Genomic DNA, 14342 nt, shown 5'->3' on the forward strand with positions numbered 1-14342 from the left:
ACTCCGTTCGTAGCTGCAAGCTTCTGGCTGCAAGCTGCAAGTTTGAGCAAAAGCGGCTTGTAGCTTGCCGCTTGTGGCTAATGGCTTTAGCTATCCAGTGCTTTGTATTTTTCGCGCAGGTGGTTGCGGATATACACCGCCGACAGGTTCAGCGTCGCGATCACCAGCACCAGCAGCAGCGCGGTGGCGTACACCAGCGGGCGGGCTGCTTCGACGTTGGGGCTCTGGAAGCCGACGTCATAGATGTGGAAGCCCAGGTGCATGATCTTCTGGTCCAGGTGCAGGTACGGGTAGTTGCCGTCCACCGGCAGCGACGGCGCCAGTTTCACCACACCCACCAGCATCAGCGGCGCCACTTCACCGGCGGCACGGGCCACGGCGAGGATCATCCCGGTCATCATGGCCGGGCTGGCCATCGGGATAACGATTTTCCACAGCGTTTCCGCTTTGGTCGCGCCGAGGGCCAACGAGCCTTCACGCACGGTACGAGGAATCCGCGCCAGACCTTCTTCGGTCGCCACAATCACCACCGGCACTGCCAGCAGCGCCAGGGTCAGCGAGGCCCAGAGCAGGCCCGGCGTACCAAAGGTCGGCGCCGGCAGTGCTTCAGGGAAGAACAAGCGGTCGACCGAACCACCCAGCACGTAGACGAAGAAGCCCAGACCGAACACGCCGTAAACGATCGCCGGTACGCCGGCGAGGTTGTTCACCGCGATACGAATGACGCGAGTCAGGGTGTTCTGCTTGGCATATTCGCGCAGGTACACCGCTGCCAGCACGCCGAACGGTGTAACGATCATCGCCATGATCAGGGTCATCATCACAGTGCCGAAGATCGCCGGGAAGATCCCGCCTTCGGTGTTCGCTTCACGCGGGTCGTCGGAGAGGAATTCCCAGATCTTGCTGAAGTAGAAGCCGACCTTGGTCAAGGTACTCATGCCGTTCGGCTGGTAAGCGTGAACCACTTTGCCCAGACCGATTTCGATTTCCTTGCCGTTGGCGTCACGGGCGGTCAAGGCGTCGCGGTTGAACTGTGCATGCAAATCAGACAGACGTGCTTCGATGTCTTTGTAGCGCGCGTCCAGCTCGGCGCGCTCGGACTCCATGTCCGCTTGTGCGGTGGCGTCGAGTTTGCCTTCCAGCTCCAGTTTGCGGCCATGAAGTCGGATGCGTTCGAGGCCGGCATTGATTGCGCCGATGTCGGTTTTTTCCAGCGTTTTCAGTTGAGCCGCAAGATCGTTCACCCGATCGATGCGCGCTTGCAGTTCAGGCCAAGCGGCCTCGCCTTCGGCGATGACCTTGCCATCCTGTTTGACGTTGACCAGGTAGCCGTAGAAGTTGCCCCACTCGCGACGCTCGATCGCCATCAGCTCGGGCGGCGTGGTCTGCTTGGTCAGCCACTCGCCGACGATCCAGGTGAAGTCGTTACCGTTCAAGTCACGGTTGCCGACCTTGATCAGCTCGCGGGTCATGAATTCCGGACCTTCGTCCGGCACCGGCAGACCGGCGCTCTTCAGACGTGCGCGCGGCACTTCTTCTTTCTGCACCACTTCGCCGATCACCAGGTGATTGGCCTGGCCCGGTACGTCGTAATGCGCGTGGATCAGGTCCGCCGGCCAGAAGTGACCGAGACCGCGCACGGCAATCACCGCCAACAGGCCAATGGTCATGATGACCGCGATGGACACCGCGCCACCGCTGATCCAGACGCCCGGGGCGCCGCTCTTGAACCATCCTTTCAGGGAGTTCTGTTTCACAGACTTCTACCTTTGCTTAAAGCGACGAGTATTTCTTGCGCAGACGCTGACGAATCAGTTCTGCCAGGGTGTTCATGACGAAGGTGAACAACAGCAGCACCAGCGCCGAGAGGAACAGCACGCGGTAGTGGCTGCCGCCGACTTCCGACTCGGGCATTTCCACCGCGACGTTGGCGGCCAGGGTGCGCAGGCCTTCGAACAGGTTCATCTCCATCACCGGGGTGTTGCCGGTGGCCATCAGCACGATCATGGTTTCGCCGACCGCACGGCCCATGCCGATCATCAGCGCCGAGAAGATGCCCGGGCTGGCGGTCAGGATCACCACGCGGGTCATGGTCTGCCATGGCGTCGCACCCAGGGCCAGCGAACCCAGGGTCAGGCCGCGCGGCACACTGAACACGGCGTCTTCGGCGATCGAGTAGATGTTCGGGATCACCGCGAAACCCATGGCCAGACCGACCACCAGGGCGTTGCGCTGGTCGTAGGTGATGCCCAGGTCATGGGAGATCCACATGCGCATGTCGCCGCCGAAGAACCAGTTCTCCATGAACGGGCTCATGTACAGCGAGAGCCAGCCCACAAACAGGATCACCGGAATCAGCAGCGCACTTTCCCAGCCGTCCGGGACTTTCAGGCGGATCGACTCGGGCAGGCGGCTGAAGGTGAAACCGGCGACCAGAATGCCGATCGGCAGCAACATCAGCAGGCTGAAGATGCCCGGCAGATGGCCTTCTACGTACGGCGCGAGGAACAGGCCGGCAAAGAAACCGAGGATCACCGTCGGCATCGCTTCCATCAGCTCGATCACCGGTTTGACCTTGCGGCGCATGCCCGGCGCCATGAAGTACGCGGTGTAGATCGCCGCAGCGACGGCCAGTGGCGCGGCCAGCAGCATGGCGTAGAACGCGGCTTTCAGGGTGCCGAAGGTCAGCGGCGACAGGCTCAGTTTCGGTTCGAAATCGGTGTTGGCGGCGGTCGATTGCCAGACGTATTTAGGCTCGTCGTAGTTCTCGTACCAGACCTTGCTCCACAGCGCGCTCCACGATACTTCCGGGTGCGGGTTGTCGAGCAGCAGCGGTTGCAGCTTGCCGCCGGCTTCGACGATCACCCGGTTGGCGCGCGGCGACAGACCAAACAGGCCCTGGCCTTCAACCACCTGATCGACCAGCAACGTGCGGTGTGCGGTGCTGTGGAACACGCCGAGCTTGCCGCTGGCATCAAGGGCGAGGAAGCCTTTGCGGCGTTCTTCGGCAGCGATTTCAACGATCGGCGTGGTGCCCATCTGGAAGGTGCGGATCTGCTTCAGACGCTGCTCGCCATCGGTATCGCGAGCCATGAACCACTGGGCCAGACCGCCCTTGGAATCGCCGACGATCAGCGAGATACCGCCGACCAGCTGCGCGGTGGCAGTGACTTGGGCGTCAGCGTTTTCCAGCAGTTTGTAGCGCCCGTTGAGGCTCTTGTCGCGCAGGCTGAACACGTCGGCCTGAGCACGACCGTTGACCACGTACAGCCACTGCTGGCGCGGGTCGACGAAGATGTTTTTCACCGGCTCGGTCATCTGCGGCAGATCGATGCGCGTCTGCTCGTTGGTGACTTCGCCGGTCATCATGTTTTCTTCGCTGGTCAGCGACAGCACATTGAGTTGCGAGCCAGTGGAGCCGACCAGCATCAGCGTCGAGTCGGTGGCGTTGAGGCTGACATGCTCCAGCGCGCCGCCGCTTTCGTTCAGCGCAATTGGCGCCTCGCCATAGGGATATTCGATGGCCGGGCTGATGGTTTTCTTGCCATCGGGATAGCTGACTTTATAGGTATGACGGAACACCAGCGCCTGACCGTTGGACAGACCCACGGCCACCAGCGGATGACCCGGCTGGTCTTCGCCAATAGACGTCACAGTGGCGCCCGCAGGCAGCGGCAGATCGACACGCCTCAATTCAGCGCCACTGTCGAGATCGAAGAACAGCGCCTGGCCCTTGTCGGATACACGCATGGCCACCTGATTCTGCTCTTCGAGCGAGATCATCAGCGGCTTGCCCGCGTCCTGCATCCAGGCCGGGGTGATCGAGTCTTTCGCGGTCAGGTCGGCGCCTTGAAACAGTGGCGCAACGACGTAGGCGAGGAAGAAGAAGATCAGGGTGATGGCCGCGAGCACCGCCAGGCCGCCAACGAGGACGTACCAACGGGTGAAGCGATCCTTGAGCGCGCGGATGCGGCGCTTGCGTTGCAGCTCAGGCGTATTGAAATCAATGCGCTTGGGAGGGGAAGACGTAGTCATTGGGGAATTGGCCAGATCATTCATGCGCACACCCTAGCGATCCTGTATGACAGAAAGATGACAGTGCAGTGACGCAGCAAATCCGCCAGCCGGAAGTCCGGCAGCGGAGTCGAGAATTCGAGGTTGTGAAACCTGTGCAGGAGCTGTCGAGGGAACCGAGGCTGCGATCTTTTGATCTTGCGATCAGAGGCCAGATCAAAAGATCGCAGCCTCGTTTCACTCGTCAGCTCCTACACGGTTCCAGCAGGTCCGGGGGGTTGCCCCGGATCTGCGGTGTTACTTCTTGGCGACAGCGCCGCCTTCTTGCAGACCGAGGTCAGCCAGTGCTTTGGCAGCAACCTTGGCTGGCAGCGGGATGTAGCCGTCTTTCACTACCACTTCCTGGCCCTGCTTCGACAGCACCAGCTTCACGAACTCGGCTTCCAGCGGGGCCAGAGGCTTGTTCGGGGCTTTGTTGACGTAAACGTAGAGGAAGCGCGACAGCGGATACTTGCCGTTCAGGGCGTTTTCTTCGGTGTCTTCGATGAACTCGCCGCCTTCTTTCTTGGCCAGGGCTACGGTTTTCACGCTGGCGGTCTTGTAGCCGATGCCCGAGTAGCCGACGCCGTTAAGCGAGCTGCTGATCGACTGCACCACCGACGCCGAACCTGGTTGTTCGTTGACGTTTGGCTTGTAGTCACCTTTGCACAGGGCTTCTTCCTTGAAGTAGCCGTAGGTGCCGGACACCGAGTTACGGCCGAACAGCTGGACCGGCTTGTTGGCCAGGTCACCGGTCACGCCCAGGTCACCCCAGGTCTTGACGTCAGCTTTGGCACCGCACAGGCGCGTCGAGGAGAAGATCGCATCGACCTGAGCCATGGTCAGGTGCTTGATCGGGTTGTCCTTGTGCACGAACACGGCCAGGGCATCCACGGCAACCGGGATCGCCGTCGGCTTGTAGCCGTACTTCTGCTCGAAAGCCTGCAGCTCGTTGTCCTTCATCTTGCGGCTCATCGGGCCCAGGTTAGCGGTGCCTTCGGTGAGTGCAGGTGGCGCGGTGGAAGAACCGGCAGCCTGAATCTGGATGTTGACGTTCGGGTATTCTTTTTTGTAGTTCTCGGCCCACAGGGTCATGAGGTTTGCCAGGGTATCGGAACCGACGCTGGACAGGTTGCCCGACACACCAGTGGTCTTGGTGTAGCTCGGGATAGCAGGGTCAACAGCGGCGAACGCGTTGGCAGTCGCAACGCCAGCAGCGACAAAAGTCATTGCCGCCATCAAACGCTTCAGTTTCATGCCTTACTCCTAGCAGATAGGGTGTGTTAAGTCGGGGCCAAGTATCAGCAGGCCATGTGAACACTCTATGGCTGAAATATGACAATTGGATGAAAGGCCAGCATCGGGTTTTGCTGGATGATTTGTGGCGTCCCCATTCGCGAGCAGGCTCGCTCCCACAATTGAAATGCATTCCAACTGTGGGAGCGAGCCTGCTCGCGAAGTGGCCGGTATTGGTGGAGTAGATCCTGGGCTTTAGCGCCCCTTCTTCCAGAGCCAGGCGCCTACCAGAATCCCCATCCCGCACAGCACTGCCACATAGTAGGCAGGCCCCATCGCGCTTTCCTTCAGCAGCAGACTGACCACCATTGGCGTCAGGCCACCGAAGATCGCGTACGCGACGTTGTAGGAAAACGACAGGCCACTGAAGCGAACCACCGGCGGGAACGCTTTGACCATCACGTACGGCACCGCGCCGATGGTGCCGACCAGCAAGCCGGTCAATGCGTACAGCGGGAACAACCAGTCCGGGTGGTCGGCGAGGCTGTGGTAGAAGGTCCAGGAGCTGATCAGCAGACCGAGGCAGCCAAAGACAAAGACGCGACCGGCGCCGAAGCGATCGGCCAGCGCGCCAGCGCCAATGCAGCCGAGGCTGAGGAAGACGATGGCCAGGCTGTTGGCCTGCAGCGCCGTGGTCGGCGAGAAGTGGTAGACCGTTTGCAGCACGGTCGGGGTCATCAGGATCACTACGACGACGCCAGCCGAGAGCAGCCAGGTCAGCAGCATCGAAATCGCGATGGCGCCGCGATGGTCACGCAGCACCGCGCGCAACGGCACTTCTTCGGCCAGTGCCTTGCGCAATTGCAGTTCGGCGAACACCGGTGTCTCGTGCAGCCAGCGGCGCAGGTACACCGAGAACAGGCCGAACACGCCGCCGAGCAGGAACGGGATCCGCCAGGCGTAATCCGACACTTCGGCTGGCGTATAAATGCTGTTGATTGCCGTGGCGACCAGCGAGCCGAGGAGGATGCCGGCAGTCAGGCCACTGGTGAGCGTGCCGCAGGCATAACCGATGTGCTTTTGCGGTACGTGTTCGGAAACGAAGACCCACGCTCCCGGCACCTCACCGCCAATAGCGGCGCCCTGGATCACCCGCATCAGCAGCAACAGGATCGGTGCCCAGATGCCGATCTGCGCGTAGGTCGGCAGCAGCCCCATGATCAGCGTCGGCACGGCCATCATGAAAATGCTCAGGGTGAACATCTTCTTGCGCCCCAGCAGGTCACCGAAGTGCGCCATGACGATGCCGCCCAAAGGACGCGCCAGATAGCCGGCGGCGAAGATGCCGAAGGTCTGCATCAACCGCAGCCACTCGGGCATGTCGGCCGGGAAGAACAGCTTGCCGACGACGGTGGCGAAGAAAACGAAGATGATGAAATCGTAGAACTCCAGCGCCCCGCCAAGGGCGGACAGCGACAGAGTCTTGTAGTCATTGCGGGTCAACGGTCGTGCGGGTTGCTCGGGCTGCGCGAGGCTCGAAGGCGCTGTGGTCATGGCAAGGGCTTCTCTTATAGTCGAATCTGTCGCCACAACAACGCTGGCGGTGGCTTGGACAGGTTCGGCACCATAGCAAATTGTTCGAAAAAGCACATAGAGGCGCGTAATTGACGGTCGAAATCAGAACCGGGTGGTCGTCGCGGGGTCTATCGACCGATATACTCGCCACCTGCGCAGGATTTGTAAGAGGTTGCTGTGCGAAAACGTTGTTGGCCCGTCCTTTGCTCGGGATTTAGCCTTTTTCGCAGAGTTTCCCTTTAGGCGCCTGATGGAAAACGTGACGAACGCAGTGTGTTCGGTGTTGAATCGTTTTTCTTGAAGACGGCTACCACTCGCAATACCCACGAAGAGTCATGGGTCAGAGGCCCCTCGGCATGATAGAGCTCGAACAAGAAGATCCGATCCCACAGGGCGACCTGGCCCTGCAAATCACCGCACTTCCCCGCGAAACCAACGGCTTTGGCGATATTTTCGGCGGCTGGCTGGTCGCGCAGATGGATCTGGCCGGCACCGCCATGGCCAGCCGGGTGGCCGGTGGCCGCGTTGCCACTGTCGCCATCGACCGCATGGCGTTCCTCGTCCCGGTCGCGGTCGGCGCGCAGTTGTCCTTTTATACCCAGACCCTGGAAATCGGCCGCAGCTCGATCCAGATGATGGTCGAAGTGTGGAGCGATGACCCACTCTCCAGCGAATGGCGCAAGGTCACCGAAGCGGTTTTCGTTTTCGTCGCCATCGACGGCAGCGGTCGCACCCGTTCGGTGCCGCCACGCGCGCGTTAAACCTCGCGACCGTTTTGCGGTCGATAGTCGTCCCCAGTGTCTGATCGAGAGTTGCCCATGAACACGCCCAACGTTGAAGCCGTGAAACAGGATGAACTGAACTGCTGGCGCATCCGCCACGGCAAGGCCGAAGTGCTGGTGGCCCAGCAAGGCGCGCACATCCTCAGTTATCAGATCGACGGCCAGCCGCCGATCATCTGGCTCAACGACAAGGCCGAGTTCAAGACCGGCAAAAGCATCCGCGCCGGCGTGCCGGTGTGCTGGCCGTGGTTCGGCAAATTCGAACGCAACCCGAGCAGCGTGCAGGCCATGTATACCGGCGAGCAGCCGGCCCCCGCGCACGGTCTGGTGCGGGCGATGGACTGGGAGTTGGGCAACATCGAATCAGAGGCTGACGGCATCAAGGTCGAATTCAAGCTGCCCTACCCGGAAGGTGGCCTGCCGGGCTGGCCCCACGAAGTCGATCTGACCCTGACCCTGCATCTGGCGGATCAACTGCATTACAGTCTGACCAGCCATAACCGGGGGACTGACAGCGTCACGCTGAGTCAGGCGCTGCACACCTATTTCGCCGTGAGTGACGTGCGTAATGTGCATGTCGACGGCGTGGCCGGGCTCAACTACATCGAGACCCTGGACGACTGGAACACGGCCAGCCAGAGCGGCGATCTGCATTTCGCCGGCGAGACCGACCGCATCTACCTCAATGCTCCGCCGCAATTGAGCATCGTTGATCCGACCTGGGAACGACGCATCGTGCTGACCTCTACCGGCTCGCGCACTGCGGTGATCTGGAACCCGTGGATCGACCGCGCCGCCGCACTGCCGGACATGGACAACGATGGCTGGCAACGCATGCTGTGCATCGAAACGGCGAATGTGATGGATGATCTGGTGACCCTGGCGCCGGGTGCGCGCCATACGATGGGTGTCAACGTGGCCGCTACGCCGCTCTAAGCTCTAGCGCAATACAAAAGGGCAAAGAGCCCCGTGGCGAGGGGATTTATCCCCGCTGGGTCGCGAAGCGGCGCCCGCTTTTTTTTTAAATCAAAAGCTGGGGCCTGCTGCGCAGTCCAGCGGGGATAAATCCCCTCGCCACAGATAAATCCCCTCGCCACAGATAAATCCCTTCACCACAGATAAATCCCCTCACCACAAAGGCTCGCTCCCAAATTTATGTGCGGCGCGCTTTAGAGGTCAGCCTCCTGCACCACCCGCACCTTCTCCGCCTCCAGCGCATACGCCGCATCCGCCAGGTCATTACTGACCTTTTCGATTTTAAGCGTGCCGGTCACCCAAAGCGGTGTGTAGATATCCTCCAGCTTCAACCCTTTCGGATATCGCACCAGCACCAGTTGATTCGGCGGTGGTGGCGGCACGTGGATGCAGGCGCCCGGATACGGCACAAGGAAGAACAGCGTGCTGCGGCCCTTGGCATCGGACTCCAGCGGCACCGGGTAACCACCGATGCGGATGTGCTTGTCGTTCATCGACGCCACGGTTTTCGTCGAATACATCACCGCTGGCAGACCTTTGGCCTGCTTCATCCCGCCCTTCTCGGTGAAGGTGCCGGTGGCTTCGGGGGAGTTGTGGTCGATTTCCGGCATGGCCTCGAGGGCCTTTTGATCCGACTTGGGCATCAGTTCCAGCCAGTCGGTTTCCGGCAGTTCGCCGGCGTGGGCGAGATAGCTGCCCAGCAAGAGGAGAGTCAACAGAAGACGGCGCATGAAGGTGCTCGGCAGGCAAAGGAATGGACGGTGAGTCGCCGCGCATTCTAGCCCTCCCGGCCGCGCTGGCCGAGAGGGCTTTGTCGCTTTCGATCAGTTCTTTTTGATCAGACCGTAGATCACCAGCAACACGACAGCGCCGACCAGTGCGCCGAGGAAACCCGCGCCCTCGCCCGCCTGATAGATGCCCAGAGCCTGGCCGCCGTAGGTGGCCGCCAGCGAACCGCCGATACCGAGCAGGATGGTCATGATCCAGCCCATGCTGTCATCGCCCGGTTTCAGGAACCGAGCCAGCAGGCCGACGATCAAGCCGATAAAGATGGTTCCGATAATTCCCATGGCATTTCCCTCTGATTTGGAAGATATGCGAAAGACTAGCCAGTGTTTCGCATCCTGCCATGAGAGAACGGCGGCCCCTGAATGGTTCCGCCGCGGCCACATGAAACTGGTTTACTCGGCGATCAGCGCTTCGACCTTGATGATCTGCGCTTGCAGCGTGGCCATGTCAGCGCAGCGCAGGTTGGCGTGGCCGACCTTGCGTCCGGCCTTGAAAGCTTTGCCGTAGTGATGCAAGTGGCAGTCTTCGATAGCGATGACTTTCTCCACCGGCGGCACTACGCCGATGAAGTTGAGCATCGCGCTCTCGCCGACCTTGGCGGTCGAACCCAGCGGCAGGCCGGCCACGGCGCGCAGGTGGTTTTCGAACTGGCTGCACTCGGCACCTTCGGTGGTCCAGTGCCCGGAGTTGTGCACGCGCGGGGCGATTTCGTTGGCTTTCAGGCCACCGTCGACTTCGAAAAACTCAAAAGCCATCACGCCGACGTAGTCGAGGTGTTTGAGCACGCGACTGGAATAATCTTCCGCCAGCGCCTGCAACGGGTGATCGGTGCTGGCCACCGACAGCTTGAGGATGCCGCTGTCGTGGGTGTTGTGCACCAGTGGATAGAACTTCGTTTCACCATCGCGGGCACGCACGGCGATCAGCGACACTTCGCCGGTGAACGGCACGAAGCCTTCCAGCAAGCAGGCAACGCTGCCCAGTTCGGCGAACGTACCCGCCACGTCTTCCGGTTTGCGCAGGACTTTCTGGCCCTTGCCGTCATAACCCAGGGTGCGGGTTTTCAGCACGGCCGGCAGACCGATGGAAGCGACGGCGGCATCCAGGTCGGCTTGCGACTGGATGTCGGCGAAGGCCGGGGTCGGAATGCCGAGGTCTTTGAACATGCTCTTTTCGAACCAGCGGTCACGAGCAATGCGCAGGGCTTCGGCGCTCGGGTAGACCGGCACGAATTGCGAAAGAAACGCCACGGTTTCGGCCGGGACGCTTTCGAATTCGAAGGTCACCAGATCGACTTCATCGGCCAGTTGGCGCAGATGATCCTGATCGCCGTAATCGGCCCGCAGGTGTTCGCCCAGCGCGGCCGCACAGGCGTCCGGCGCAGGGTCGAGGAAAGCGAAGTTCATGCCCAGCGGAGTGCCCGCCAGGGCCAACATGCGACCCAACTGGCCGCCACCGATTACACCGATCTTCATCTCAACAACCTCAGGCAATACGTGGGTCTGGATTGTCCAGGACGCTGTCTGTCTGCTCGGCACGGAAGGTTTTCAGTACCGCGTGAAATTGCGGGTGCTTGGCGCCGAGGATGCTCGCCGAGAGCAGGGCGGCGTTGATTGCGCCGGCCTTGCCGATAGCCAGGGTGGCAACCGGAATGCCCGCAGGCATCTGCACGATCGACAGCAGCGAATCGACGCCCGAGAGCATGGCCGACTGCACCGGCACGCCCAGCACCGGCAGGTGGGTCTTGGCCGCACACATGCCTGGCAAGTGGGCTGCGCCACCGGCACCGGCGATGATCACCTCAATGCCGCGGCTTTCAGCCTCTTCGGCGTACTGGAACAGCAGATCCGGGGTGCGGTGGGCGGAAACCACCTTGACCTCGTACGGGATGCCGAGCTTTTCCAGCATATCGGCGGTGTGGCTAAGGGTGGACCAATCGGACTTGGAGCCCATGATCACGCCAACCAGTGCACTCATCGTCGCGCCTCTTCTCTCTGGAGCGCCCGCAGGCGCGTCATAAAACAACAAGCCACGCAGGTTGCGTGGCTTGATTGTACGAAAAATGGCCGGACGTGCCGGCCGAAGGCCGCGCAGTATACCGCAAAGAAAGCAATAAACAGCCCCCGAAACGACCATCTGTCAAATGAGCGAAACGCCCGGTTTTATTGACCTTGAGGTCAGCGAAAGAACACCGCAAAAATCCCCCTGTGGGAGCGAGCCTGCTCGCGAAAGCGTTGCGTCAGACGATACCTCAGCGCCTGAAACTCCGCATTCGCGAGCAGGCTCGCTCCCACATTCGATCTTCATCAGCTTCAAGCGCTTTGTGCGGCGCCACCTTCTAGTTTTCGCCACAGCAACCGCACGTTGGCCTTGCGCACCAGGGCGCAGCGGTACAGGCGGATCTCCAGCGGCACATGCCATTGCGGGCCGCCGCACACCACCAGTTCACCGCGGGCCAGTTCGGCGCGTACGCTCAGTTGCGGCACCCAGGCAATGCCGAGGCCTTCCAGGGCCATGCTTTTCAGGCTGTCGGCCATCGCGGTTTCGTAGATCGTGGTGAAGCGCAACTGGCGCTGGCGCAGCAAGCCGTTCACCGAACGACCGAGAAACGCCCCGGCGCTGTAAGCCAGCAACGGCACACTCGCCTCGCCTTCCAGATCGAACAATGGTTTGCCATCCAGATCTGCCGCGCACACCGGCAGCATCTCGGTCTGGCCCAAGTGCAGCGACGGGAAAATCTCCGGGTCCATCTGCATCGCCGAATCCGGGTCGTAGAACGCCAGCATCAGATCGCAGCCACCTTCACGCAAAGCGTGCACGGCGTCGCCGACGTTGGTCGCCACCAGCCGTGTGGCGATGTTCAGCCCTTCGTTGCGCAACTGGGCGATCCAGCGCGGGAAAAAGCCTAGCGCCAGCGAGTGCGCCGCTGCGACTTGCATGACCTCGCCCTGCCCGCCTTCCAGATGATGCAGGTGGCGCAGCACTTCACCGAGTTGTTCGACCACGGTGCGCGCAGTCACCAGAAACAACTGCCCCGCCGCCGTCAGTTCGACCGGCGTGCGCGAGCGATTGACCAGAGTCAGCCCCAGCGCCGCTTCGAGGCTGCGGATCCGCCGACTGAATGCCGGCTGGGTCACGAAGCGCCGTTCGGCCGCCTGAGAGAAGCTGCGGGTGGCGGCCAGGGCACTGAAGTCCTCGAGCCATTTGCTTTCCAGATTCATCACGTCCTCCCGGACACGCACCAAAACAGGTCACACGTCTGCCGCACAGGCGGCGTCACACGGGCATTATGCCGAATGTGCATAGGGCAGTGCTGAACAGCATTGGCCCAAAAATCCCCACAAGCCTAGCATTCGCAGCGTTCCGGCACAGACCGGGTCCTTATCGAGATGATTTCTATCATGTCCTCCGCTGCATCTTTCCGCACAGAAACCGACCTGCTTGGCGCCCTCGAAGTACCGGCCCATGCGTATTACGGCATCCAGACCCTGCGAGCGGTGAATAACTTCCGCCTCTCGGGCGTTCCGATTTCGCATTACCCGAAACTGGTTGTGGGCCTGGCGATGGTCAAACAGGCCGCCGCTGACGCCAACCGCGAGCTGGGTCACCTGAGCGAAGCCAAGCACGCTGCCATCAGCGAAGCCTGTGCGCGATTGATCCGCGGCGATTACCACGAAGAGTTCGTGGTCGACATGATTCAAGGTGGCGCCGGCACCTCCACCAACATGAACGCCAACGAAGTGATCGCCAACATTGCTCTGGAAGCGATGGGCCACGAGAAAGGCGAGTACCAGTACCTGCACCCGAACGACGACGTGAACATGGCGCAGTCGACCAACGACGCCTACCCGACGGCGATCCGCCTGGGTCTGCTGCTGGGTCACGACGCGCTGCTGGCCAGTCTCGACAGCCTGATTCAGGCCTTCGCGGCCAAGGGCAAAGAGTTCGACCACGTCCTGAAAATGGGCCGTACCCAGCTGCAAGACGCCGTGCCGATGACCCTCGGCCAGGAATTCCGTGCCTTCGCCACCACCATGGGCGAAGACCTCGCGCGTCTGAAGACGCTGGCCCCGGAGCTACTGACCGAAGTCAACCTGGGCGGCACCGCGATCGGCACCGGCATCAACGCCGACCCGCGTTATCAGGCACTGGCTGTTCAACGTCTGGCTTTGATCAGCGGGCAACCGCTGGTACCGGCCGCCGACCTGATCGAAGCGACCTCCGACATGGGCGCGTTCGTGCTGTTCTCCGGCATGCTCAAGCGCACCGCGGTCAAGCTGTCGAAGATCTGCAACGACCTGCGCCTGCTGTCCAGCGGCCCACGCACCGGCATCAATGAAATCAACCTGCCGGCGCGTCAGCCAGGCAGCTCGATCATGCCCGGCAAGGTCAACCCGGTGATCCCGGAAGCCGTGAACCAGGTCGCGTTCCAGGTCATCGGTAACGATCTGGCGCTGACCATGGCAGCCGAGGGCGGCCAGCTGCAACTGAACGTGATGGAGCCGCTGATCGCTTTCAAGATCCTCGACTCGATCCGCCTGCTGCAACGTGCCATGGACATGCTGCGCGAGCACTGCATCGTCGGCATCACCGCCAACGAAGCGCGCTGCCGTGAACTGGTCGAGCACTCGATCGGTCTGGTCACCGCACTGAACCCGTACATCGGCTACAAAAACGCCACCCGCATCGCCCGTATCGCTCTCGAAAGCGGCCGCGGCGTGCTGGAACTGGTGCGCGAAGAAGGTCTGCTCGACGAAGCCATGCTCGCCGACATCCTGCGCCCGGAAAACATGATTGCCCCGCGTCTGGTTCCGCTCAAAGCCTGAGCCGACGCGAACTTGTAGCACCGCTCACCAGGTCGAGGGACTAGACACCTCTCACCTTTTGAGGGCTTGGGGATTTTGTCCCCGAGCCCTTTTTTTTAACTTCTTT

The 14342-nt window shown here is 61.3% G+C and carries 12 protein-coding genes; 3 read left to right on the forward strand and 9 right to left on the reverse strand.

Annotated elements, in window-relative coordinates; genetic code table 11:
* Nucleotides 1-86: 86 nt before the first annotated feature.
* The 4 genes from pstA to AB9L16_RS25780 form a co-directional block, all read right to left on the reverse strand.
* Nucleotides 87-1757, reverse strand: a complete 1671-nt coding sequence (pstA, locus tag AB9L16_RS25765) for a phosphate ABC transporter permease PstA (RefSeq protein ID WP_016772481.1) — start codon at nt 1755-1757, stop codon at nt 87-89.
* A 16-nt stretch (nt 1758-1773) separates the two neighbouring features.
* Nucleotides 1774-4059, reverse strand: coding sequence for an ABC transporter permease subunit (locus AB9L16_RS25770; protein WP_024014834.1), 2286 nt, complete (start codon nt 4057-4059; stop codon nt 1774-1776).
* 252 nt (nt 4060-4311) lie between these two features.
* Nucleotides 4312-5310, reverse strand: coding sequence for a phosphate ABC transporter substrate-binding protein PstS (locus tag AB9L16_RS25775; protein ID WP_016772480.1), 999 nt, complete (start codon nt 5308-5310; stop codon nt 4312-4314).
* 234 nt (nt 5311-5544) lie between these two features.
* The gene (locus tag AB9L16_RS25780; RefSeq protein ID WP_016772479.1) at nt 5545-6843 is read right to left on the reverse strand and encodes an MFS transporter; all 1299 of its coding nucleotides are present in this window, start codon (nt 6841-6843) and stop codon (nt 5545-5547) included.
* Nucleotides 6844-7220: 377 nt separating this feature from the next.
* Between AB9L16_RS25780 and AB9L16_RS25785 the strand changes: the two genes are divergently transcribed.
* Together AB9L16_RS25785 and AB9L16_RS25790 are read left to right on the forward strand one after the other, a co-directional pair.
* Nucleotides 7221-7625, forward strand: a complete 405-nt coding sequence (locus AB9L16_RS25785; protein WP_003229628.1) for an acyl-CoA thioesterase — start codon at nt 7221-7223, stop codon at nt 7623-7625.
* A 57-nt stretch (nt 7626-7682) separates the two neighbouring features.
* Nucleotides 7683-8582, forward strand: coding sequence for a D-hexose-6-phosphate mutarotase (locus tag AB9L16_RS25790; protein WP_375122884.1), 900 nt, complete (start codon nt 7683-7685; stop codon nt 8580-8582).
* A gap of 233 nt (nt 8583-8815) precedes the next feature.
* Here AB9L16_RS25790 and AB9L16_RS25795 read toward each other — a convergent pair whose 3' ends face one another.
* From AB9L16_RS25795 to AB9L16_RS25815, 5 genes are all read right to left on the reverse strand, one after another.
* Nucleotides 8816-9352 carry a DUF3299 domain-containing protein gene (locus AB9L16_RS25795; protein WP_056790934.1) on the reverse strand — a complete coding sequence of 179 codons (537 nt, stop codon included), beginning with the start codon at nt 9350-9352 and terminating at the stop codon, nt 8816-8818.
* 93 nt (nt 9353-9445) lie between these two features.
* Nucleotides 9446-9691: a GlsB/YeaQ/YmgE family stress response membrane protein gene (locus AB9L16_RS25800; protein WP_016772475.1), complete on the reverse strand. Its 246-nt coding sequence runs from the start codon at nt 9689-9691 to the stop codon at nt 9446-9448.
* 111 nt (nt 9692-9802) lie between these two features.
* A complete protein-coding gene (locus AB9L16_RS25805; protein WP_041476593.1) occupies nt 9803-10885 on the reverse strand; it encodes a 5-(carboxyamino)imidazole ribonucleotide synthase in 1083 nt (360 codons plus the stop codon).
* Nucleotides 10886-10895: 10 nt separating this feature from the next.
* Nucleotides 10896-11387 carry a 5-(carboxyamino)imidazole ribonucleotide mutase gene (gene purE, locus AB9L16_RS25810; protein WP_007920220.1) on the reverse strand — a complete coding sequence of 164 codons (492 nt, stop codon included), beginning with the start codon at nt 11385-11387 and terminating at the stop codon, nt 10896-10898.
* 335 nt (nt 11388-11722) lie between these two features.
* Nucleotides 11723-12631 (reverse strand): LysR substrate-binding domain-containing protein, encoded by a 909-nt coding sequence (locus tag AB9L16_RS25815; RefSeq protein WP_024014837.1) that lies wholly within the window; start codon nt 12629-12631, stop codon nt 11723-11725.
* A gap of 180 nt (nt 12632-12811) precedes the next feature.
* Here AB9L16_RS25815 and aspA point away from each other — a divergent pair, with 180 nt between their 5' ends.
* Nucleotides 12812-14236 (forward strand): aspartate ammonia-lyase, encoded by a 1425-nt coding sequence (gene aspA, locus AB9L16_RS25820; RefSeq protein ID WP_016772472.1) that lies wholly within the window; start codon nt 12812-12814, stop codon nt 14234-14236.
* Nucleotides 14237-14342: the final 106 nt, after the last annotated feature.

It is taken from the genome of Pseudomonas sp. LW8 (assembly GCF_041956865.1).
Lineage (GTDB): Bacteria > Pseudomonadota > Gammaproteobacteria > Pseudomonadales > Pseudomonadaceae > Aquipseudomonas > Aquipseudomonas siliginis.

Bases quoted from the DNA above. Each gene is read 5' to 3' on its own strand.
- AB9L16_RS25770 (WP_024014834.1), bottom strand. From the start codon at position 4,059: ATGAATGATCTGGCCAATTCCCCAATGACTACGTCTTCCCCTCCCAAG.
- AB9L16_RS25775 (WP_016772480.1), bottom strand. From the start codon at position 5,310: ATGAAACTGAAGCGTTTGATGGCGGCAATGACTTTTGTCGCTGCTGGC.
- AB9L16_RS25780 (WP_016772479.1), bottom strand. From the start codon at position 6,843: ATGACCACAGCGCCTTCGAGCCTCGCGCAGCCCGAGCAACCCGCACGA.
- AB9L16_RS25785 (WP_003229628.1), top strand. From the start codon at position 7,221: ATGATAGAGCTCGAACAAGAAGATCCGATCCCACAGGGCGACCTGGCC.
- AB9L16_RS25790 (WP_375122884.1), top strand. From the start codon at position 7,683: ATGAACACGCCCAACGTTGAAGCCGTGAAACAGGATGAACTGAACTGC.
- AB9L16_RS25795 (WP_056790934.1), bottom strand. From the start codon at position 9,352: ATGCGCCGTCTTCTGTTGACTCTCCTCTTGCTGGGCAGCTATCTCGCC.
- AB9L16_RS25800 (WP_016772475.1), bottom strand. From the start codon at position 9,691: ATGGGAATTATCGGAACCATCTTTATCGGCTTGATCGTCGGCCTGCTG.
- AB9L16_RS25805 (WP_041476593.1), bottom strand. From the start codon at position 10,885: ATGAAGATCGGTGTAATCGGTGGCGGCCAGTTGGGTCGCATGTTGGCC.
- purE (WP_007920220.1), bottom strand. From the start codon at position 11,387: ATGAGTGCACTGGTTGGCGTGATCATGGGCTCCAAGTCCGATTGGTCC.
- AB9L16_RS25815 (WP_024014837.1), bottom strand. From the start codon at position 12,631: ATGAATCTGGAAAGCAAATGGCTCGAGGACTTCAGTGCCCTGGCCGCC.
- aspA (WP_016772472.1), top strand. From the start codon at position 12,812: ATGTCCTCCGCTGCATCTTTCCGCACAGAAACCGACCTGCTTGGCGCC.